26 protein-coding genes are annotated in these 20,790 nt (G+C 42.1%); 2 read left to right on the plus strand and 24 right to left on the minus strand.

The window, feature by feature from the left end; translation table 11 throughout:
- Window positions 1-36: 36 nt before the first annotated feature.
- From R7127_RS23320 to R7127_RS23435, 24 genes are all read right to left on the minus strand, one after another.
- Window positions 37-756 (minus strand): hypothetical protein, encoded by a 720-nt coding sequence (locus tag R7127_RS23320; RefSeq protein ID WP_318148580.1) that lies wholly within the window; start codon window positions 754-756, stop codon window positions 37-39.
- 87 nt (window positions 757-843) lie between these two features.
- Window positions 844-1,152 (minus strand): hypothetical protein, encoded by a 309-nt coding sequence (locus tag R7127_RS23325; RefSeq protein ID WP_318148581.1) that lies wholly within the window; start codon window positions 1,150-1,152, stop codon window positions 844-846.
- Window positions 1,153-1,241: 89 nt separating this feature from the next.
- Entirely contained in the window at window positions 1,242-1,520 is a 279-nt protein-coding gene (locus tag R7127_RS23330) for a hypothetical protein (RefSeq protein WP_206953815.1), read from the minus strand.
- Between the two features lie 520 nt (window positions 1,521-2,040).
- The gene (locus R7127_RS23335; RefSeq protein WP_318148582.1) at window positions 2,041-2,544 is read right to left on the minus strand and encodes a hypothetical protein; all 504 of its coding nucleotides are present in this window, start codon (window positions 2,542-2,544) and stop codon (window positions 2,041-2,043) included.
- Window positions 2,537-2,821: a hypothetical protein gene (locus tag R7127_RS23340; RefSeq protein ID WP_206953811.1), complete on the minus strand. Its 285-nt coding sequence runs from the start codon at window positions 2,819-2,821 to the stop codon at window positions 2,537-2,539. The genes R7127_RS23335 and R7127_RS23340 overlap by 8 nt, the downstream gene beginning before the upstream one ends.
- A 73-nt stretch (window positions 2,822-2,894) precedes the next feature.
- Complete coding sequence (locus R7127_RS23345) at window positions 2,895-3,218, minus strand: hypothetical protein (protein ID WP_318148583.1); 324 nt, start codon at window positions 3,216-3,218, stop codon at window positions 2,895-2,897.
- Window positions 3,219-3,293: 75 nt separating this feature from the next.
- Window positions 3,294-3,788 carry a hypothetical protein gene (locus tag R7127_RS23350; protein WP_206953807.1) on the minus strand — a complete coding sequence of 165 codons (495 nt, stop codon included), beginning with the start codon at window positions 3,786-3,788 and terminating at the stop codon, window positions 3,294-3,296.
- 94 nt (window positions 3,789-3,882) lie between these two features.
- Window positions 3,883-4,113, minus strand: a complete 231-nt coding sequence (locus R7127_RS23355; protein WP_318148584.1) for a hypothetical protein — start codon at window positions 4,111-4,113, stop codon at window positions 3,883-3,885.
- 10 nt (window positions 4,114-4,123) lie between these two features.
- The gene (gene orn, locus R7127_RS23360) at window positions 4,124-4,933 is read right to left on the minus strand and encodes an oligoribonuclease (protein ID WP_318148585.1); all 810 of its coding nucleotides are present in this window, start codon (window positions 4,931-4,933) and stop codon (window positions 4,124-4,126) included.
- Window positions 4,933-5,145: a hypothetical protein gene (locus R7127_RS23365; RefSeq protein WP_206953802.1), complete on the minus strand. Its 213-nt coding sequence runs from the start codon at window positions 5,143-5,145 to the stop codon at window positions 4,933-4,935. Before R7127_RS23365 ends, orn begins: the two co-directional genes overlap by 1 nt.
- Window positions 5,146-5,627: 482 nt before the next feature.
- Window positions 5,628-5,966 (minus strand): hypothetical protein, encoded by a 339-nt coding sequence (locus R7127_RS23370; RefSeq protein WP_206953801.1) that lies wholly within the window; start codon window positions 5,964-5,966, stop codon window positions 5,628-5,630.
- 70 nt (window positions 5,967-6,036) lie between these two features.
- Entirely contained in the window at window positions 6,037-6,219 is a 183-nt protein-coding gene (locus R7127_RS23375; RefSeq protein WP_318148586.1) for a hypothetical protein, read from the minus strand.
- Between the two features lie 90 nt (window positions 6,220-6,309).
- Window positions 6,310-7,473 carry a toprim domain-containing protein gene (locus R7127_RS23380; protein ID WP_206953799.1) on the minus strand — a complete coding sequence of 388 codons (1,164 nt, stop codon included), beginning with the start codon at window positions 7,471-7,473 and terminating at the stop codon, window positions 6,310-6,312.
- 114 nt (window positions 7,474-7,587) lie between these two features.
- Entirely contained in the window at window positions 7,588-7,851 is a 264-nt protein-coding gene (locus R7127_RS23385) for a hypothetical protein (RefSeq protein WP_318148587.1), read from the minus strand.
- Window positions 7,852-7,967: 116 nt separating this feature from the next.
- A complete protein-coding gene (locus R7127_RS23390) occupies window positions 7,968-9,845 on the minus strand; it encodes a VWA domain-containing protein (protein WP_318148588.1) in 1,878 nt (625 codons plus the stop codon).
- A 96-nt stretch (window positions 9,846-9,941) separates the two neighbouring features.
- A complete protein-coding gene (locus tag R7127_RS23395; protein ID WP_206953796.1) occupies window positions 9,942-11,357 on the minus strand; it encodes a DUF3150 domain-containing protein in 1,416 nt (471 codons plus the stop codon).
- Between the two features lie 464 nt (window positions 11,358-11,821).
- The gene (locus tag R7127_RS23400) at window positions 11,822-12,997 is read right to left on the minus strand and encodes an AAA family ATPase (RefSeq protein ID WP_206953794.1); all 1,176 of its coding nucleotides are present in this window, start codon (window positions 12,995-12,997) and stop codon (window positions 11,822-11,824) included.
- 112 nt (window positions 12,998-13,109) lie between these two features.
- The gene (locus tag R7127_RS23405; protein ID WP_206953789.1) at window positions 13,110-13,883 is read right to left on the minus strand and encodes a hypothetical protein; all 774 of its coding nucleotides are present in this window, start codon (window positions 13,881-13,883) and stop codon (window positions 13,110-13,112) included.
- A gap of 118 nt (window positions 13,884-14,001) precedes the next feature.
- Complete coding sequence (locus R7127_RS23410) at window positions 14,002-14,250, minus strand: hypothetical protein (protein ID WP_318148589.1); 249 nt, start codon at window positions 14,248-14,250, stop codon at window positions 14,002-14,004.
- A 9-nt stretch (window positions 14,251-14,259) separates the two neighbouring features.
- The gene (locus R7127_RS23415; protein ID WP_206953785.1) at window positions 14,260-14,445 is read right to left on the minus strand and encodes a hypothetical protein; all 186 of its coding nucleotides are present in this window, start codon (window positions 14,443-14,445) and stop codon (window positions 14,260-14,262) included.
- A gap of 137 nt (window positions 14,446-14,582) precedes the next feature.
- Window positions 14,583-15,257, minus strand: a complete 675-nt coding sequence (locus R7127_RS23420; protein ID WP_206953959.1) for a hypothetical protein — start codon at window positions 15,255-15,257, stop codon at window positions 14,583-14,585.
- Window positions 15,258-15,820: 563 nt separating this feature from the next.
- A complete protein-coding gene (locus tag R7127_RS23425; RefSeq protein ID WP_206953782.1) occupies window positions 15,821-16,030 on the minus strand; it encodes a hypothetical protein in 210 nt (69 codons plus the stop codon).
- Between the two features lie 352 nt (window positions 16,031-16,382).
- Complete coding sequence (locus tag R7127_RS23430; protein ID WP_206953781.1) at window positions 16,383-16,748, minus strand: putative quorum-sensing-regulated virulence factor; 366 nt, start codon at window positions 16,746-16,748, stop codon at window positions 16,383-16,385.
- A 466-nt stretch (window positions 16,749-17,214) separates the two neighbouring features.
- Window positions 17,215-19,074, minus strand: coding sequence for an ATP-dependent helicase (locus tag R7127_RS23435; protein ID WP_318148590.1), 1,860 nt, complete (start codon window positions 19,072-19,074; stop codon window positions 17,215-17,217).
- A gap of 292 nt (window positions 19,075-19,366) precedes the next feature.
- On the opposite strand from R7127_RS23435, the gene R7127_RS23440 reads away from it, so the two are divergent.
- Both R7127_RS23440 and R7127_RS23445 read left to right on the plus strand, forming a co-directional pair.
- Window positions 19,367-20,227, plus strand: a complete 861-nt coding sequence (locus R7127_RS23440; protein WP_318148591.1) for a hypothetical protein — start codon at window positions 19,367-19,369, stop codon at window positions 20,225-20,227.
- Between the two features lie 176 nt (window positions 20,228-20,403).
- Complete coding sequence (locus R7127_RS23445; protein ID WP_318148592.1) at window positions 20,404-20,724, plus strand: hypothetical protein; 321 nt, start codon at window positions 20,404-20,406, stop codon at window positions 20,722-20,724.
- Window positions 20,725-20,790 lie beyond the last annotated feature (66 nt).

Raw genomic sequence — 20,790 nt, forward strand, 5'->3', positions numbered from 1 at the left:
TGATGTTTACCCTCGGGTGGTTTGATTTAAAAAAGATTAAGAAAAGAATATTCTACGCTTTTTAATACCGGACACATTCATCAAATAGTCATCAACTATCTTTTGAATGTCTACAGGAAACTCGCGTTCATCTTCTTTCATGTTAGTCTTTAAGGCTTCTTTACGTAGAACAGCTTGGCGATCTCTCAAGTTAGCTAGCAAAGCAGTCAACTGCTCTTCTTGCTCAATAAGATATTTCCATTCCTGACAATCAGACTCCAGGAGAATTTTCTCTGCAGCGGTAGCCGCATCATTCTCAAAAAATCGATGTACCTGCTGTTCTTCTTCATGGTTAAGCTTTTTGATGTTTCTTTCCATAATTTCGGTCAGAGCATCCTTAGAAGCTTGAAGAAAATCTACTCTATTAAATTCTTTCGATACTTCATCACGTATAAGCTGCTGACCTTTTTCATTGCGACGGCGGTTAATACGTAGTGAATATGCGAAGTGAACATTGATGCTTAGGCCATGTCGAGTCTCGATGTGAACTGCATAAGACACCTCTGATCCTTCAAGGAATTTGTAAGAACATTTTTGAGCGGTAAAGAAGTTTTGTGGTAACTGGTCTTCCGAAATATTAACTGACACCGATTTACTCAATGCGTATTTTTTATCTTCATACTCTGACGTCTCGTGAATCTCAAAAAGAGAGTCATCAAGTTCATTTAGCATGAAGTGTACAGTTTCCCATTTACCTTTAGTTTTAGTTACGATCATGTTTATGTCCTCCACAGACTTTTTGTTGGTTGGTGGACATATTTCCCTACCGGGAAGTATGCCCGGATTGGGATTGTTGCGATGAAATTAACGGATAGCTATACATTCGCCTGCTTTGATAAAACCACGGTAAGAAGCCCATTTCTGAATTTCTGCTGTGATCTTTTGGCGACTGTTGTTTGTACGTGAATGAATCTTGGTATCAAGAATAATCACATCACCGGTATCCAGATAAACGGTACAATCCACTGAGTAGAAAATGCCGCGTACACCGCTAGAAGATAATTTACCTAACTCTTTCCATTGAGGTGCGTTCTTAGAAACGGAACTCTGTGGCTTAACAGGTCGTTGAGCTTTAGAAGAAAGGAATTTAGGTAAGATTGATGATAATTGCATGGTTGTGTCCTCCGAGGTAGGTAGCACAACCCCATAAGGTTAATGCAACCCTATGGTTTAGTTTGTTTGGTTTAATGAATAATCGAATCTTAAGCCGAAGCAACAAGACACGCTTTATGACCGTTCTCAGCATTCCAAATTGGATTACTGGGTTCAATCTTCAGTTCTTTATCCAGTTCGACGCAAGCTATTTCAGCATGAGTACAGAAAGGAAGGTAAGGCAAGCTTTCACGATCGGTAGAAAGACAATATCCGCGATTAACGTCAAAAGCAGCTTTGATTGAAGTTTCGACCTTGGCAGCTCCCAGAAAACGATTTCCATAATAGAAATAGGCAACCGGGGTGTTAGGTTGAGCATTGATAGTCATAGTGTTTCCTCCACAGAATCACCGAGAAGGAAAGACAATTATTCAGTCCATCAAGGAATGAAATATTGCATTCCCTAATGGTAATGGTTTTTGGTTTATAGCCTATCTGGTCGTGGTTAACGAGCAAACAGTTTAGTTGTTCAATGCGAGATCGAACGTAATACAGAACTTTTTTGAGTAGTGTTCTGGGCTACTATGAACAACCTAAGTTAAAGCAGAAATGTATCTGTCAAAACGTTGGCTGTTGACCCAAAATTCAGTACATCAATTAGCAATCCAAAGTAGGATGTAAGAGGAAGCAAAAGCTTCGATATGTAAAGAGTTTAGGGGTTTGGAAAATTCTATATAAAGCAATTTTGAAACGAACAATACATTATTCGCTTTAGAATGGCTTTACCTGAAAGACACAAGCCATGAGTGCTAATGCACTCATAGTTTGTGTTGCCAGTAAAAGTATCTTACTACGATAACTGGTCGAGGTCGATCACATTTAAACGTTAATTATTGAAAACGTAGTTTTTTAATGGTCAGGTGCCCAGGTCAACTCGGAAAAAATCTCTTCTGAGAAAATCTCCAATTTATCGAAGTCCCATACAGCTTTACCAAATAGTCCTGTTACGGTTTCAAATACAACAGCCATTTTCTCTGGGTTGGTAGGTGACTCGTAGAGGCGAAACGAAAGTAATTCATCCCTTCCGGTTGCGCAGCTCTTGCCAATAACCTTCCAATACTTGTAATGGTTGTCGTGAGGCTTTTCAGTAAACACAATGCGAGAATAGAAATCTCTCCCCTCTAGTCCTACATGCTGTTTTAACATGCTAGATAGACTGTAGAGATCACAGTGCACGCTCCAGTTGAAGTTATCTAACTGTTGGTTCAATTGCTCGCTGTGTGTTTTACAGTTGCTCGAGGTCCACTGCCATTTCAGTGCTGCAATGAAGGTTGGCTTCAGCCATCCCCCACGACATACTCGATGTTTTGTATTTACAAGGCTACATTTGGCGATTGGAACAAGATTAAGCATTCTCTGTTACTCCTGTTTCAAAGCCAATTACATCTTCTTTGCATATAAGATTGTTTACTGTGACTCGAGATGTTTCAAAGCCGTCAGTAATTCTCACAGCCATTCCCTGATTTTCAAAATGCTCAGTAGCAAGATTTTCAGCTGCAGATTTTGACTCAGCAATCGCGTAACGATGTACTGTGTCAGTAAACCCTTGACCGTTCCCGACGTAAACAGTGTCTTCGAAAATTACAGTTACGAGATATATTGATAGGCCTGATTTTAGTTGGTATTTCATTGCTGTTCCTCCGAACGGAAATTCAGAGGGACTAATTACCCAGAGGGCAATTAATACCCTCCGGGATAGTGGTTTATTTGAGTTTTTCGATACGTCGAATGATTTGAGAAGTCGTGTGTTTACCACTCCACTCTAAATTTCGTTCAGCGGTGACAGCTTTACGAATAGTTAGTTTTAATGGCTTACCCTGCTGTTCTCTATGCTCTCGGCAATGTAAGTCTTCAACACCCAGCAAATACCGAATGTCGTTGAGCGCAATGAGATAGTTCTCTTTGAGCTTGGCAGACTTGATGATCTTTTTGCCTACGAAAAGCGTTGTCAGGCTTGGGATCGTCGCCGTTAGGATATGACCACCAGCTTTGATCAGTTCGACTAAAACTTGGGTTTCAATTTCCAATGTTGTTCCTCCACAGAAATATCGGAACAACACCAAGCGGTGTGTCCCGCATGGGTTGGTATATTGGTTAATAATTTAGATAACTTTCCAGTGAAAAATCTCTTCTTCACCAGTTGGCTCGCCTTCATTCACATGAAGCTCCAACTCCATCGTACCTATGGTTTCGGACACTTCATTGAAACCATATGCCACGATGTGTGGAATAAAGCTGTGTTCCATTTCTGGTTTAGCTATTCCACAGTCAGCAAGTGCTTTGCCTTCAATTTCATCGTCACACACAACACCAGGAGCGCGGCAGTAGTCGACAATTTCATTTGCAGCATGCAGTTTGAAACGTCCTTTCTTGCCATAAGGGTCGGTAACTTCAACGATGAAGTAACCTGTTAGGCACTCGAATTTCTCTTCGTCATTGCTGAGCGGTACCAACGTTGAACAGTCTGTCATGTAACAGGTGCCGTTCTCTTGTTTCCAAGTTCTTGTTTGTTGGTCAAAGGTGAGAATTTCTGGTTTTTCAGCTAACACTAGGTCATCGTTATCTGCATATAAGTTTGGATAGTAATAGAAAATCATGGTGTCATTCCTCCACAGAATGGTTGAAGTGACACAACTCTCCCAGTAAGGGCGAATTGTGTCCCTTATGGGTGGTTTTTAATGGTGATTTTTGTTAGCTGGTAGCTTTTTCTAGTACATCAGCCAAGTTAAAATCGTTGCCCTTGTACGAATCAGTCACATGACCTTCCGTACTTACGTCAACAAATTTAGTCCAGGTAATCCCAGAATTACGGCGATAATGGATACTCACAGATTTACCAGCATATTTTCCTCTGAGTGAAGCCATTAGCTCTTCGCCATTGGCACATTCAGTGTCATTTCCAAAGTCAGCGATCTTGAACATAAAGCTTTCCTTAACCTTGAGTAACATCATTGGCCAGATCAACTTGTCTATCGAGAAGGTTCATTAAGTCCCTCTTAAGAATTTGAATATCTGGATCATTTTGATACTTAGCGTCATCAAAATTAAAACGCTCTACTGCGCGTTCCATATCCTCGGCCAAAAACTTAATGGAGCCCAATATATCAGTGATCCCAGACTTTGAAACTACAGCGTCCTTATTGAAGAGTCGGTCTTTATAGACTTTCGCCTCCATGATGGACTCTCGCAGGTCTTCCATTGCCAGGTGTTGATATTTCTTCTGAACGGATGCTTCAATATCTGGGCGCCACTCTCTTACGAAGAGTGCGATAGCAGATACATCAGCTTGACGATAGTGAAAATACCTATGAAGTTGTGGCATTTGACAGCATAGATAATTGCGATCCAATTTAATTGAATTGCCTGCCATTACTGTCCCACGCTTTTCCTTCTGGTTATAGGGTTCAGCGTTATGTTTCCTTAGATGCTCTAATGCCATATGTTCCGCTTCTTCCAGAGTTAATACTGACTGGCGAACTTCATCCAACAAACCAGTTTTGGTGTGCTGTTCGATGCTCCACGGGTCCATAGCGTTTAGAATATCTTCCGAATGGTGGATAACAGCTCTAAAACCTTCACCATCGATGATGTTTAGATCAGTATCCGTTAAGTGAATAGCAATTTCGAGTATCGGGTAAACCTGCATACCTAGTTCGCCACTCTCTAACTTTCCATCTAGACCACCAGATTCGATATCTGTCCAAGCGAAAAGAATTGATCGGTTATTTACTGCATTATTCATTATCGAGCACCTTCTAGTTCAAATTTTGCTTTTGAGTTATCTACCAAGCTTGCTAAACATCTAAAAAAGATGATGCAAAATATGGCAAAACACGAAGCACCAACAAGACCACTTTCGTAATAAATGTCTACGACTTTAATACAAGCGGCTACTAGAAGAGCAATGATGGTAAGTAATGCAAAGGTTGGAAATTTCTTAATTATTTTGTACATGTGTGCCTCCGAAATATAGGGATAGACCACATGCGCCATTGGCGTTATGTGGCCCAATGGCTGTGTTATGAAATGTCTATCTGAATGTGGTTAACAAACAGACAGTTTGTGCATGTCAAAACGTTACGTTGTGACGTTATGAAAGCGATTTTAGAGTAGTGCTTATCTTCTACTTATTGCCGCCCGGTTAGTTTCAAATAGTTTTTGAATTTCACTGGCTAACGAACCTAAAAACAAACTCAACATCCAGGCATCCAAGGAGGATGTGGAAGATAGCAAAGCTAAGATTTGAGGAAGTTATTAGGGTATGGTTTTTCATTCGGCACGTCTTTCGACGCGGCGGGGCCATTGGATGACTCATTCGGCAGCTCTGCGCTCAGAACTCTCGAATAAACCACCAGAAGGACGCTAATGCGTCCTACTTAAATGGTGGTGCCTAACCCTTAATCCATTAGGGAAAAAGGGTCAGGACGAAGCTACTGTCAATCGTAGCTAATTTCATAGAAGCTCTTGGGATCAGCGGGAACCTCTGTGATTAAATAGCCCATTACATTCACTCTGTGAAAACCGTCAGAGATAATCAATACCGTATCCCGGTCTTCATCATCATCGTCGTAGTCAACATCATCGCTTTCTATAAGAGACCAAACACAGTTTGGGTCAGCCGCCTGAATTTTCACTAAATCCGCACCATGCAAACCAAACGCATAACAAACATCGTCAACTTGAACGAAGCTGTCACCTGTTGGGTTAGCTACTGGTTTGTACTTACCGAACCATTCTTCAAATTTCATTTCAATTGGATCGTGTTGAGTCGTCATATCTTGATTCCTTGTATTAGATTTCAGTAGGTTTTCATTGTTGATGAACAACGGTGAGTGTTATTTTTCTTTAAATAACGGCCTCCCGATCTAATGCCATTGAATCGTCATAACCACTTTGCCATACCACTCTCTGATGACTTAACACCGGGTATGGACAATCATTTCGACGGTCCTGCTTATCCGCATGAGCCTGTTGGCCAGCAGAGTAGATATTGAAATAGTAATCTGAAACATGTCTTGAAGCTTGCATGCTGTATTTCCTCATAACAGGAAACACTTATCCCCCAGGGGAAAAATGCTCCCCTGTGGGTAAAGGCGATGACAGAGCATCGCAGTTTAGTTAAAACGCGTTGATACCTACGCTTGGACTCAGTTCGATAGGAAAACCTACCGCACCTTCTTCGACATAGACGTCCAGCCAGTCCACAGAAGATTTACCTTCTGGGATTTCATAGTCCGGAACGAATACTTCCACCAAGTAACCCTCTTCTCTCAATCTTTCAGCCAATTTATGCACTGTCGATTGACCATCACCAGAACGATCATTATCACCCCAAAGAGTAATAAGAGTACGGTGTTTAGGAACTCCCGGAACAACTACGCCACTGGCTAGTTTCAGTAATGAGCTCGAGTAGTGAGGACGCATTGGTATACCGCACGCTTCACGAATCGCTAATGCAGTTTCCATTCCTTCACAGTAGCCGATGATAGCCAAGTCTAGGCCGTCTTCTGCTTCGTAAACGATTGGATCATCCATAGCGATGTAACCGCCTCGAATATCCCACGGTGGAGACATCAAAAGCTTGGTTTTCTTTTCCGGAGCCTTTCTGCCATTAGAGAGAAATGTGCGATGCAAAGAACAGTTATTTCCATCTTTATCTCTGAATGTGCCTAACATTGCGGAATACCAAGGGCTACGGTTATCACCTTCTTCGCGGAACGAAGTTGGGTAACGCAGTCGGTTGTGATAGCGAATAGTGTCAGGCAATTTAGAAAAATCACCTTTCAATCCACGGCTACGTAGATATGCGTGTAGCTCAGGAGCTTTTGCTGCAGGAATAGAAGTTTGCGCCACGCCACGAACTCGGTTCATGCGCTTAAGCTTTTCTTCTTCATCACAGTACTGCTCGCGAGCTTGCTGCATTTGTTTTTGTTTCCATCGGATTTGTTCATCTGAAACTTGGGATATATCGCCACCTAAAATGCTGACGATCGTATCCATTGCTTCTGACTTGCTACATCCTTCAATCCAGCTAATAACCTCAATACCATCAGGCATAGCGCCGTCTTTATTGTGGTACGCCCCTCCCGTTTGAACCCAATCCTTGAAGAATCGAAACTGAGTAGAGGTTTTCTTAGCACCCGGAGAAACTGGGCATGGAACTTGTTGTGGCGCTTTCTTGATGGCAGTAGATAGCTGAGGAAATGCTCCAAATACTAAGTCCCACTTACCATCCGCGATTGCGCGAACTTTTTCTATTTTTGATTGGCCTTGTGCGTACATGGGTTGCCTCCGAATAATCGTACAATTGAATTCCCGTAGGGACTCCAAAACCCCCTGTTACCGGAAGTTTTGGTAGTCCCCACGGCAACAGTTGAAATGAAAAAAGTAAGTGGCTTACGCCACTACTTCTTCACTGTGATTACTCGGTGCAACAGCTGATTTCTCAAGCTTCATTACGCCCTTCATCTTGAATGCCGAACTAGACATTTCAACAATCGTTACACGATTCATACCTTCTTCAAATTGACTCAGGAAATTGGCAAAGCCAGGACCCGAAAGCATTTTTCCGAATAAGATCTGTTCACGACCGTCAATGACAGTTGTTGCAGCTTTCACATAATTGCCATTGGTTAGTTTCTCAGTGATAGTCACTTTCATGGTAATTCCTCCACAGAATTGTTGTTTGTAGAGGATTGACACACTGATCCCCAAAGGGGTCAGGTATGTCGCCCCTCTGGGTTTGGTTATTTGTTGCGGTTACCTTGGTTAGAGGTTTATCCGCGATAGTATGTTCTTAAGTAGGTGAATAGCGAGTTTGCTAATTCATCCGCACTCTTAATCGCAAAGTATGGTCGATGTTCGAAGCCAGCCAATTGACCAGTTCCAATACCGATACCAATAACGGTTATTCCCATAACATCACATTCACGCAAAGCAGCTTGTACCGTAGCACCGCTGGTTTGTCCGTCCGTAATTAGGAAAAGCACTTTATTTGGTTCTTTACGTAAAGCTAAACGAGCAGTTGCACCTTGAAGCGCTTCAGCCGTCGGTGTACCGTGATCAGCACGGACGTTGAAACTTCTAGTCGCAACAGAGTTCATACGCTCACTAAATGACTTAGCAATGTGAACGAATCCATCTTGACGAGCCGGGTCGTAAAATGGGTAGTAAAGTACTTCACATTCCGCGCCTTTAATGAACTCAATCGCTTGACCTATTGCAAATGCAGCTACATTGGCCATATCCATATTTCCACCTTGCATAGAACCACTTCGGTCAATCAAGATTGAAAAAGCGGTGTTAGGCGACTTGGATATGGTTTCAGTTTTGAAAACTCGGTTATTTCCTGCAGAAACTCCCCAAAGAGTACCTGCACAAATTTCGGTACCGGTATTTTCATAACTACGCTTAACTCGGTTGCGGTCATTCAAAATGCTGTTAAGCACCAGTTTTACCCGCTGTGATTGTTGTCTAGCTTTTGGCATCCAGAATGGAATACCTCCGGTAAGTGGCGATTTATCACAACGAAACGCTAAAGTTGGCGTTGAGTATCTATCACCAGACTCTTCTTTGAACTGTTCTTCATTTTCTTCGGCCTTATCTTCCATCATGCGACGAATACCGTCATGCATGTCTTCCAATAAGTCGTCTTCATCGGCGTTAATCGCTTTTTCAATTTCTTGAGAGCTTGCCTGATTAGAAAAACTGTCAGTTTCTGACTGACTTTCAGAACCGTCGCTGTTGGCATCATCATTAGAATCTGTGTCCAATTGACCAGATTGGTTTTCATCACCCTCTTCATCAGAATTATCACATTCATCAGAGACTTCAGATTCAGACTGTTCGTCCTCAACTTCAGAGTTTGAATCAGATCCACCAGATTGATCATCTTGGTTTTCATCCTGATCTTGTTCTTCCTCTTGTTGCTGTTGGTTTTCATCCTGATCTTGTTTTTCCTCTTGTTGCTGTTGGTCTTCAAACTCTTCCTGCAGAACCTTTAGAACATCTTCTGCACGACGACGAGCGTCAACAGTTGATTGGTCACTAGCAGACAGGGTAAGAATGGCCTCTAACTTTGGAAACGCATTTGGTAATGCGCGACTAAGACAAAATGCAGCATCTTGGGAGAACTCTTTAAGTGGGTATTGGTCAAGATGCTTGTAACGTCCGGTATACAAAATGTATTTTTGTACCAGTCGAACAAGGTCATCTTGTGGTGATGGTGCGCTAAAAAGACCGCGTTTAATTGCAACCTGAACCAACTTCAATAAGTTGGTCTTAGCTCCAGGATACTCGTGCCCGACAAGCTTCTCGATACGAACATCTTCAAAGATATTCGTAAGGCGTCTGACCATCTTATTATTGATGCTGTACCACTCTGTAAAATCAGTGTGCTTACAGTGACCATTTTCATGATCAATCATACCTTCAAGCATGTCTAAGTACTCAGGGTCTTCCATATTACCTAGCGGTAAAGTGGTCATCTTTCCCGAAGTACAAGCTTTTGTACCTTGGATTTGTACACCAACGCTGCGGCCAGTATTCATCGTTTGAAGCAAAGTAAACTTGCGTATAAGTGCTTGTTTACGACGCATTACTAACGCAGGGTTTTCTGGTTTAGAGATTGCACTTTCAGCAGTATTAATTGACATAAGGATATTCCTCCACTGTGGTTTGGTTTGTAGACAACCCACAGGGAGAAATACAACCCAAAGGGAAGCATAACTCCCCTTGTGGGTTAGGTTTTATTAGAAGAAGAAACCAGAAGTAGTCACGTTAAGTGGCTCAGAAACTGGTGTCTCAGGTGTAACATTTTCAAATGAATCAAATGCATCAAGATCTACTGTAATACCGTCTTCTGCGAGTACCACATCGTCAAACGAAGCCTCAGCTTGTTCAACTTCGAGTGGTTCTTCCATAGAGACAGGTACCTCAACTTTTGGCGCCGGCATTACTACAGGAGCTTGTTCAACAGTAGGTTGTGGTTCGACAACGGGCTGTTCTTCAACAACTGGCTGTGATTGAACTTCCTGCGGTTTTTCAACGACAGGGGTTTCAACAACTGGAGTCTGAGCATTTTCGGCTTTTTTACGACGAATTTCTTCTAACTGACGTATTAGTTCAGCTTCGACATCATCGATACCGGTATCAACTTGAGACGCATTATTTGCAGCCGTAGTTGATTGCTCTTCTTCCTCTTGCTCACTTTCCACTTCGGCTACCTTCGCTGCAATCTGGTTAATACCTGATGCGTGTAGCTTAAGTTTGTGTGAGTCAGTCATCATCATGACGTGTGCCATAAGATTACTGAAATGCGAGCCTCTGATTTTGCCTGTGTTCGGTAGAGCCTTATCAAGCAAGTCGTCAAACATATCGACAACGCCTTCAAATACCGGGTCAAGCATGTACAGAGAGAACACTTTGTCACGTAGGCGACGCAGTGGACGTTTTATGTCTTGAGTACATTCTTCTTTACGAGAACCTTTCGCTTGCCCATCTTTGATTGTTAAAGAGTCTTTAAGGAGAGCTTGCGCTTCCTTAGCGATATCTTCAAACAACTGTGCTGCAGCTTCACCGACAATATCTGCCAGATCTTCTTCAACACGAGGGGTAAAACGAACAGGTTTGTAAATGCGCAGACGGAAACGAGAGCGAACTTCCTCAACAGTCATGTATCCATCACGAATGACAGATTCCAATCCCGGATGCAATTGACACCAATCTGCAATCAGTTGTTCGTACTTACTACAGAAGTTATCAACTTCACGTTCATACTCTTCAACCATTGGTTCTGCTTCTTTAAGCAATTCGATAAGCGATGAGTCGGATAATAAATGGTTGCCCATAAATCTAACCCCGTACTTATTAAACAAACGGCCAAAACGAGAAGCGAACTTATTACAGAAGCTCAGGTGTGTCCTTGTATCTAGAAGTGACTTACGACCCGGTGAAACTAGATCGTCAGGCAATTCAACACTTTTACCGCCAGAGTCAAGCGCTGTTACTTTACCTTCACTAAATGTCTTCTTACCGCTCCAGTTACGCATTTCGTAACCGATAATCACACAACCCTCTTTAAGTTGTTTGTGGTTATCCAACAGCTCTTGGGTAGCCGCTGTTGCGTGATCGATAGCAGACGAGTTAGTTGTAGTTGATAGTGACATGGTTATTCCTCCACAGAATATTATTTGGTTTGGTTTGGTTTGGTTATTCAAATCAACCCAAGGAATACCAGTCACAGATCAGCCCCTATGGGGAGATTGTAAAAAGCATCCCCATAGGATTAATTTTTAAGGTTGTGGCACAAAGGAACGTGTCTGAGCGTCAAAAGTCATGTGCCCTATAGAGACATAACCTTTTCCTTTCTTTTCACGTACTTTCTTGGTCACATATATATCAGCTTTAATTGATGACCCATCAAAGTCAGTAATTAATGGCTTGAAGTAATACACAAGTTGGGAACCGCCTGGCTCAGTGAACCAGGTATGGACACCGCGATCATCGAGGCCAATAGACCAAGTTTTCTGCTTACCATCCGGTCGGATTGCTCCATAGCATTCAAATTTAACACTTGAAACATCCTGTTCAGGGGAAGAACAATAGTCCTTCTCCTGAGCAGTTCCCTCACTTACTTTCCCGATGTTTTAGCCTCGTTCCAACCATCAGGATGGTCGAATGACTCTCCGAAGATACGTTGAACAATCGAATAAACCGCTGGTTCATCTGATTCATCAAGGCTGTTACCGAATACAAAGTCAAAAGACTCTTTCAACGGAACATTCTTCACACCGAAGATTGTCATGTAATCAGCCCATGCAACTAAAACACGGGTAGAAAACGCACAAGACAGACGTTCATCTGGCAGACCCAGTTTATTAAGTGCTTCCGGAGTGGTCGCTTTAGCTTCCAGTTGAGGTGCACGAAGTGCAAGTCTCATTTGGCCAGCCAACTTAATCATCTTATGTCGAGTGGATTTGCTGATGTCAGGGTAACTTGCAGACAAGATACTATCTTCAACAGCAGCAGATGGATAATCACATTCCACGAATGCAAAACGACGACGGAAAGCTTCATCAAGACGTTGAGAGGTATGGTATCTACCTGTCATGTCACCACCACCATTCGTGTTTGCAGTTGCGCAAAAACGGAAGTTTTTATGTGGGGTAATGATTTCGCCTGTATCATCTAATTGCCAAGGTTTGTATTCAGCAGGAGTGTGAAGCTTGCTCAGGAAATCACCCGAACCTTTATCACATTCATCCATAATCTGACACCAACCGTACTTCATAGCACTTGCCACGCTACCGTAACGGTAAGGTGTTTTGCCATTGAACAGAATGTAAGAGCCTTGAGCCTTTTCAGGTCGCATACTCTCGTTCACCGCTGTTAATGACACTGGCCAGTTCATACGGTCAGCAAACCAAAGAAGCATTTCAGTTTTACCAGTACCTGTTTCACCAAACATGAATAGCGATAGCTTTCGTGTTGGAGCACACCACCAAGCAAGGATTGAACGAAGTACATCTCTTTGAGGGATGTAAGTCGGGTTCGAATCGATGCATTTTGGATGGCGATGTTTAGGACGGGCAATTTTGAACATGCCTTTCGGAATGTGAGGTGCAAATACTTCGCCGGCATCTACCAGTTCCATTTCGCTCCAGCGAGGGTCACTGTAAACAATGTCCTCTATCATTGGGTTTTTAAGTTCCAACAATTTCACCAATTGTTCATTAGACATTTGGCGAGCTGATTCACGAGAGATTACTTGAGATGGTTGAGCAGTAAGAGTTGCAGTATTAGTCATTTTAAAATTCCTCCACAGGATTTAGAAACCCGCAAAGGACAAACACAACTGTCCCTAAAGGGAAGTTATGCCGTCCCCTTTGGGCATGGTTTGTTTGGTTTTGGTTGTTTAATTAAACGTCGAATTCAGAATCTTCTGGATTCTGAATAAAGTACATTTTTGGTTTGATACGGTTGATAACGCCTGCCATGTCCATACCGATTTTACTGGCCAGATCACGTAGTTCGTTACAATGCATCAAAGTTGATACCTTTACCCACTTAGCTTTGCTGGTTTTGCATTTGCGAAACTCAGACAAGAACCAGTCGGCCAATTGGTCTTTAAATCGACGTGAATTACATTCACGAGGGGTCAAGCCAATTTCATTTACTTCGTCTACAACTTTGTGGTCCAACTTCACAAGCATGCTAATGACTTTACGAGTTTGGGCAGCACTGTCGTAGTTTTGAAGCGCTTCAAGAACACCATCACGAATATCGTCAGGTCGATAACAAATCGCAGCACACAAATCCTTAAAGGATTCACTTTCTTGCCACTTTAAGATTTCCTCACGAGTCGCTGAGCCAGGTTTAGTTTGACGAAGCTGTTTAAGGTGCTCATGTAACATCCCATCCCATAGTTCAAGCAATGTATTCTCATCCCAATCAAGTAGCAGTTCGTCTGTTGCAGGATCGTACTCAGGACATAGCAAGAGCATGTGATCAGGCATAGACTGCGACGCGTTGGCATGGCGCATTGTGATACCGTCTTTGTCTTCAACCATTGCTCGTGGTGCAGTGACGCGTTTCTTAGGCGCGGTGCGTTTCTTAGCTTTAGGTTTTGACTGACGTGGTTTAGGTTGAAATTTTGAAGTTGTTTCGGTAGTACCAAAGATGTCGTATTGCATGTGTAATTCCTCCACAGAATTTTTGTTCTGCTTAAACGAGGAACACACTTCTACTTACGCAGGAGTTATTCCTGCTTAGGCAGATTGGTTTAATTAAAGGTTGGTTTAGTTACTAAAATTACTCGAGGCCAAGCTCTTGAATACATTCCCCTTCAATAGCGCATAGACTTTTGCCTTTTTGCTCTTCTCTGAGTTCAGTAAATTCTCGACCTTGGTTTGTATTCTCTTCCGTCATGACGAACCGTTGTTGGCTCTCAAGAGAAAAATAAATATGCATCCGTCTAGGCGCATTTTTATCCCCTACCGTTCGGTGTCGCTCGATACGGCCTTTACAGCTCGTTGCAAGTTGAAACATCAAACTAGCCATGACAACACCTCAACAAGCAGCAAAGTAAATTTCGTTTGCGCGAGTAACTGCACGATCTGCCATATGTAAAAGGCGTTCATGTGTAGTCGTATCACGGGCAAAACGAGCTTTCTTACGTAATCGTGTAGAACGACGTTTAAGGTAAGCTGCTGTTTGTTTCGGATCGGTTGAGTTACAAGAGTTGTTAGTAGACATAGTGACCTCCACAGTCGGTTTAAAAATGGGAGATCACTAGCCCTATTAGGGAGTAGTAATTCTCCCAAAGGGTTGTTTTGAATTGGTTAGTTTAGGTTTAGGTTTACATTTCAATGGCAATGACAAACAGTGAGTTATTACTGTTGACGGCTACCATAAAAATCTCCTTCATTCCAATCTCCACCTTGTTGTTCTGGCGGGTATTGGTCATCAGTGTACTGCGGGTTGTGTTGCGGTGCAGAATACTGAGGCGCGCTATATTGAGGTTGCTGAGGTGCACTTTGGTGTACTGGTTGCTGCGGGGCACGTTGTTGCGGTGCTGATTGCTGCGGTGTACGTTGAGGTGCTGGCTGCTGCGGTGCATGTTGCTGAGGTTGTCGGTTGTATTGACCTTGGCCACCAGCTTGCTGTGCAGAGCTTTGAGGTTGAGCTGAATAATTCAAACCTGCCTCTTTAGCTAACTCTTTTAAGGCTTTAGGCATATGTGAAACTATAGATTCAACTTGAATCTCTGTAATCACATGACCTTCTTCACCTATAGAACGTTGAACGAGAAATCCTTTAACACAAATTTCGTCACCAGAAAGTAAACCACCATTACGTTCAAGCTTTTGAAGTAAGTAGTCGTTAAATTTCAGGTTCATCCAAGTTTTACGCTCATTGAATCCAGGTCCATCTTTCTTGCGCCATGAAGTAGTTTGACAGACAGATACGACACCAAAAGGTTGCATACCGTTATTACCACCAACTACTTTAAGATCACGTCCACATGTTCCACCAAATTCAACACTATTAGCGTTTGTCTTAATCATTTTGTTGCTCCACAGATTTGTTTATTTACAAGCATAAGAACGCTTGATTTTGAACTTGTAAGCGGAGCATATAGTATCTAACCCAAAAAGGTAAAGAACAATGCTCCACCAGTTCGGGAAGTAAAAATCTATCAACAAGTGGTTATCTTGAAGACAGGTTGAAGGCCATTTATATAGCTGGTCAATGACTAGTAATCATCTCTTTTTAAAGTAGTGAGATTAGCTACTTGGGGTGTGACTTATGCTATTACAGAGTAATAGTGTCAGTTAGGAAAAGAATCCAAATAGACAAGTCACGGTAGCACTTAGATCATCAACAGTCCCGATCCCAAAATGTGGGGAGGAAAGGCCAGTAGGCAAATGAATCAACTAGTGTGCAGGTAAAAATTCGGAGGCTAGCTAGGTCTTACGGTTACAGCCTAACGCCTATACTGACGGTTATTGGCCATCAGGTTTATTGAATCTATCTTTTTATGGACTGCGAGGGAGAGTCAGCCTCCCCCAAGCAGCTTGCCAGGCGCGTTATAAAGATAACGAGCTAGGACGAACTGAAACCCTGCGACCTATCTAGAAATTGCAACAACCGCGCACTTTTCTGGCTGCTCGGTGTATCGAGCCCAGCGGTGCAAATGACTTTTTGAAGTCATTTTGTTCATAGTGGTTGATGGTTTTTTCTTACGGAAGCTCACTACGTTATCGCGGTAATGCAATGAAACGTTTGATTCAGTATCGAGTGCGCTGTGTAGAGTTTCAGGTGTGGTTTCAGTCGTCATGGGATGCCTCTCTTTGTATTCAGATCTACCCTCAAACGCTCTCGCGTAAAAACGTTTGAGGTGGTAGACCTGAAAGAGAAACCTAGCAAGTGTAAGGGAAGGCAATGCCAAAGGCGTTAACTTCAACTTACATCATGCTAGGTATGCTCCATAACGGTTATGACTAATTCACTGAGTGAAATGTGCATAACACTATAAGGTTCAACCCTTACAGTACGAACGTTTACTAAGACAACAAAAGAATGACGTCAGTAATCGCTTCGATAATGTCTAAAAGTAACATGGTGTTCTCCTTTAAATGAATAAAATGAAACCACGTCACCTAATTGGTAATGTGGTTACCTAATAGGTGTTAGACAAATTTATAATTAGACTGGCGAGCAGCAAGTATCACACGAGCAATTTGCAAGTATTTGTGATCTTCATGAACCATCCAAGTTAAGTACTCAGTTGGAACTTCAGCCCAAGTCTTTCCTTCATGCTTACCGAATCTTACACTTAGTTTTTCTAAGTTGTGGACACGCTCAGCATCAGAGTGAGTACGTACTAGAAAACCGTGGATATTAATCGGTGGGCTTTCTAAAACAATACTTCGCTTGGATTCATTTTCTACTTGGTTCTTGTTGTACTCTCTGTATCTATCCTCGATAGCAACGCCACCGTTGTAAAGCAGAGCAATTACAAAAAAACCAAAAGCAAGCAATCCTAAAAACACCATAATATTTCCTCCGAACAAGTTTTAAATGAATAAAATTTGATCAAAAGAACACTATGAGTTTTTTCCCATCAGGAGAGTCATAGCCTCCTTATGAGAACAAATTTTGTGAATGACTACAGAGAAGCTTGATAGCTAATCGGCAGTATATTTAGTTACTTATGCATGCATAAGATTAAGTTTTATCACGAGTGAAAGTTATCAATCGAGCTTACTTTAGATTCAGTTGTGAGTAAAAAACACAGCTCTTCTTTAAACAATCCAACAAAGTCTCTCAAAAGAGAGGGAAGTTGTAGGAATGGGCTAAGGCCAAAGAAGAAATTTACCTTTTAATCATAACGCACGTTGAAAGCGTAAGCACCTAAAACCTACCCTCAAGACGTTGATTATGTAGCACTATGTAGACCCACTTATTCAATGCTCCGCGAGAAATAACAGAGAGGTGCGAAAATACACCCCTAAGCAGTTATTAGGCAGCTTCCTGCTCTTCGTCTTTTCTTTGCTTGGCCAACAACTCCAGCTTTTCCTCTACTTGCGCGAGTTCTTCTGGGAAGCCCTCAACCAAGAACTGTGATGGCTCTTTTTTCTTCGCGGTTCCAGAAGAGTCTGGATCACTATTGAATGAAAGGTAAAGTTCATCAACTGCTCGTGTCATACCAACATAAAAAAGGCGCCGCTCTTCAGGTACACCTCCAGTTGAATCTTCTTCCAGTGAGTTATTAGATGGACAAACACCTTGATTCGAACCACAGATCCAAACTTGTTCCCACTGCAACCCTTTTGATGAATGTAGACTCGAAAGCGTCACCACCCCCCTTTCTGTGTCTTCATCCACACCTTTGGGGCTAGGTGCTAAGTTCTTTGAGAGTAATTCAACACGATCTACAAAACCGCCCTCAACATTGAGATTGTTTAAAATATCGCCTACCAATTCGATAAGCCTTGCTTCTCGACCTTTTCCACCACGGTGAGTTTTAAGGAAGTCAACAATCACTTTGACCCGAACATTCAAGTCTGACTTGGTATTTGTATCGGTTCCCCAGTCTTTCCAATGCAAGTGCAGTTGCTCAGAACTATGTTGCCAATCGAGCCATGCTGGTGGCATGAAGTCACCAAACGAGCACCTTTTTTTAGCAAGGCCTTGAGTAACCATTTGAATGGCTTCTTCGTCTTCTCCTAACCAACCAAGTATCTCGCTGATGAATCGCGTATCTTTAGGTCGAACTAGGCTCCAAAGTAACTTGAGGACAATGTTTGCAACGTTATCATCCCAAAGTTTCTTGCCACCTAAGCGGCGATAAGGAATGTCATGCAGTTTTAAGTAACCTTCGGCTTCATCGAGAATCCGGTTCGTTCTACCAAGGACTGCCCATTGACGATTGTCAGAAGTGATAGCCTCAATCATTCCCTGAAATTCATCTGCAGCCGTTAGGTAACCTTTCAAATTTACAATGCCGCCCTCTTCCCTACCCGACACCATATCCTTGTAAACTCTATCCTCGTTGTACTCGATCACTCTTTTAGCAGCTGCAAGTATCTCCGGGCGACAACGGAAGCATTTTTTTAAAACGTAACCTATCGCGTTGAAGTCCCCCTGAAAATTCACCATATTCTGATAGCCAGCAGCACCACGCCAAGAGTAAATTGATTGGTCATCATCACCAACGACAACGATTTTCGCGCCCATTTCACCGTGAATCTGGATCCACGCATATTGCATGTCACTGGTATCTTGAAATTCATCAACAAGTATATGGGTTGCGTCCCACGGCGGTAATGTACCGTTTTGTACGCCCAGGTATGCCGAACGCGCTATTAAGTTAAAATCTTGGCAATTATTTTTCTTCAATAGGTCAGAGTAAGCCTGGTAGATAAGCCAACCCGAATTACTACTTTTCCCACCTATTGGTTCTGGTTTTAGCATCCGTCCATAGGTATCAATGGCGTTCATCGCTTCGTCAATCTCCATTGAAAGGCCAGCATGCCGCATTGCGCGCTCAAGGAAATTATATTGTTCCCCACCAACAAGCGTGCGCTTAGTGCTACGTCCACCATTTCTCACTTGTTGTCCGAACACAGAATCGAATGTTGCAGCTTTGGCTCGATACTTACCGTTGCCTTGAATCTTCTGTGCTAATCGCTCATTGAGTTCTTCGGCTGCAGCTTTGGTGAATGTAATTAGCAGCAATTTGTATGACGGATCTTTATTTACCAGATTATCTGCTAAGGCAACCATTGTATGGCTTTTACCACTACCAGGCAGCGCACAACACATCGTATGGCCGTCACTATCAGCCACCAGCTGTTGGTCTTCCGTTAATCCTGACACTCTACCTCACCTGTTCTTAAAAATTTTGGCTTATGATAAACAAGAATTGAAAATCTTACGAGTTCAACATTTTGCGTTTTTGATTGATTATGAATATCGACCAGAATTGTTTGAATTTTATACCAGATACTTAATTACTAGTTGATGTGGGTCCATAGTTCCGTATCATTCTCTTGTTGAATAATTTCACGATGTCAATGACTCCGCTATACCCTGTATGATTGCGCGTTATTCCAAAAGTAGTAGCATCTAAATATCAACGACATAAATGGAACGTTAAAGGATTTACCAAATGAAGAAACTATTTGTACCGGCAATGGCCGCATTGACTTTGGCTCTTTCTGGTTGTGCGAGTAACAAAGCTATTGACCCAACACCTTTACAATTAAACACGTCAGACTCAGTGGCAATGCAATCTCTGAAATCTGGATTTGATTATGTACCTTTTGATATTAAGGACGCAGTAGTAGCGCAGGATGTCTATGACAATAAAATTGGATACGGTACTAGCGCCGGGCTTGGCTTTCTAGCACATGGAGGTATCGGTGCCTTGGGCGGTCTTGGCATGGCGGCTATCATCAACGCTGGTGGTAACGTTCAAGCAGATTTCATTCAAATCATTGCTTGGATTCCTGCCGATAACATTGATATTACCAACAAAGCTGCGCTAGATGATTACTTAAAAACTAACTACTTAAAGCCTGCTGCTGATACGTTTATCGCTTCTGATTTCAATAAACAAATGGAACATCCAACAGAGTTTGTCAGTTACAAAGATGGTTCTTACCGTGTTAAAGGTGGTGCATGCTGGCCTGTAATGCTCGGAGATGCTAAATACGGTGAATGCAACCTGTTCCCTAAATACTCAGTTGATGTAGTACGCTATGCGACAGAACAATCAGGTATTCCATTTAATCCTGATATAAAAGCTGACCGATACATCATTGTACGTTTGACTGATGGACTATTGAACACGGCTACATTCTTACCATTTATCAAAACTAATATGGTATCAGCCTATGTGCCAGCAATGGGTTACAAAGCAGAGCATCTTAACCGTTTCTCTCCATCTGATAAGCCTCTGGTAAGCCAAGATACTCCGTTTGTAATTCGAAAAGGCAATCCAAACTTCTTTGTTAAGGTGAAAAATTAACCCCACTTTTACCAAATTTAAAGGTATCCGTGGGTACCTTTAAATCATAATTTTAGCACTATCACTTATATCTAACCTTTTATATGGCTCCCCTACAAAGTTCAAAGTAGTTATCTTTTTAGGGCCCCCCTGTCAATTAGTAGAAGATATAAAACTAATAAAAAAACGGAGTTTAAGTGTCTAATATAAAATACGTATTTTTAACAAAAGAAGAGATGCAAAAAAGAAATAAAAAAAGCGGTGATCGAGCAGCCGGTGTGCTTCTTGCGTTATTGCTTTTTTTCTCACCTTTCATTTACATGGTTTTTCTAGACAAAACTGTAGAGAGTTTTTTGGATTACATTTCACCAGGCTTGGCGCAAGTAACTGTTCCAATTGCAAGCTTATTGGTTTTTTTAATCATATATATACGCGCACGTATTAAGAATGATGATCTCAAACGGATTTTAGCTAAGTGGGGCTTTATAATTTTATTATCATTATTGATATACCCGTGATCATTGAAGATGCTTGATTTTCAATGAAATCAGGATCATGCTACGCACCATGAAAATAATACTGAC

This window comes from Vibrio sp. 1159 (assembly GCF_033340395.1).
Classification (GTDB): domain Bacteria; phylum Pseudomonadota; class Gammaproteobacteria; order Enterobacterales; family Vibrionaceae; genus Vibrio; species Vibrio alginolyticus.

Coding starts and splice junctions, on each gene's coding strand:
- R7127_RS23320 (WP_318148580.1), bottom strand. CDS start 756: ATGATCGTAACTAAAACTAAAGGTAAATGGGAAACTGTACACTTCATG.
- R7127_RS23325 (WP_318148581.1), bottom strand. CDS start 1,152: ATGCAATTATCATCAATCTTACCTAAATTCCTTTCTTCTAAAGCTCAA.
- R7127_RS23330 (WP_206953815.1), bottom strand. CDS start 1,520: ATGACTATCAATGCTCAACCTAACACCCCGGTTGCCTATTTCTATTAT.
- R7127_RS23335 (WP_318148582.1), bottom strand. CDS start 2,544: ATGCTTAATCTTGTTCCAATCGCCAAATGTAGCCTTGTAAATACAAAA.
- R7127_RS23340 (WP_206953811.1), bottom strand. CDS start 2,821: ATGAAATACCAACTAAAATCAGGCCTATCAATATATCTCGTAACTGTA.
- R7127_RS23350 (WP_206953807.1), bottom strand. CDS start 3,788: ATGATTTTCTATTACTATCCAAACTTATATGCAGATAACGATGACCTA.
- R7127_RS23355 (WP_318148584.1), bottom strand. CDS start 4,113: ATGTTCAAGATCGCTGACTTTGGAAATGACACTGAATGTGCCAATGGC.
- orn (WP_318148585.1), bottom strand. CDS start 4,933: ATGAATAATGCAGTAAATAACCGATCAATTCTTTTCGCTTGGACAGAT.
- R7127_RS23365 (WP_206953802.1), bottom strand. CDS start 5,145: ATGTACAAAATAATTAAGAAATTTCCAACCTTTGCATTACTTACCATC.
- R7127_RS23370 (WP_206953801.1), bottom strand. CDS start 5,966: ATGACGACTCAACACGATCCAATTGAAATGAAATTTGAAGAATGGTTC.
- R7127_RS23375 (WP_318148586.1), bottom strand. CDS start 6,219: ATGCAAGCTTCAAGACATGTTTCAGATTACTATTTCAATATCTACTCT.
- R7127_RS23380 (WP_206953799.1), bottom strand. CDS start 7,473: ATGTACGCACAAGGCCAATCAAAAATAGAAAAAGTTCGCGCAATCGCG.
- R7127_RS23385 (WP_318148587.1), bottom strand. CDS start 7,851: ATGAAAGTGACTATCACTGAGAAACTAACCAATGGCAATTATGTGAAA.
- R7127_RS23390 (WP_318148588.1), bottom strand. CDS start 9,845: ATGTCAATTAATACTGCTGAAAGTGCAATCTCTAAACCAGAAAACCCT.
- R7127_RS23395 (WP_206953796.1), bottom strand. CDS start 11,357: ATGTCACTATCAACTACAACTAACTCGTCTGCTATCGATCACGCAACA.
- R7127_RS23400 (WP_206953794.1), bottom strand. CDS start 12,997: ATGACTAATACTGCAACTCTTACTGCTCAACCATCTCAAGTAATCTCT.
- R7127_RS23405 (WP_206953789.1), bottom strand. CDS start 13,883: ATGCAATACGACATCTTTGGTACTACCGAAACAACTTCAAAATTTCAA.
- R7127_RS23410 (WP_318148589.1), bottom strand. CDS start 14,250: ATGGCTAGTTTGATGTTTCAACTTGCAACGAGCTGTAAAGGCCGTATC.
- R7127_RS23415 (WP_206953785.1), bottom strand. CDS start 14,445: ATGTCTACTAACAACTCTTGTAACTCAACCGATCCGAAACAAACAGCA.
- R7127_RS23420 (WP_206953959.1), bottom strand. CDS start 15,257: ATGATTAAGACAAACGCTAATAGTGTTGAATTTGGTGGAACATGTGGA.
- R7127_RS23425 (WP_206953782.1), bottom strand. CDS start 16,030: ATGACGACTGAAACCACACCTGAAACTCTACACAGCGCACTCGATACT.
- R7127_RS23430 (WP_206953781.1), bottom strand. CDS start 16,748: ATGGTGTTTTTAGGATTGCTTGCTTTTGGTTTTTTTGTAATTGCTCTG.
- R7127_RS23440 (WP_318148591.1), top strand. CDS start 19,367: ATGAAGAAACTATTTGTACCGGCAATGGCCGCATTGACTTTGGCTCTT.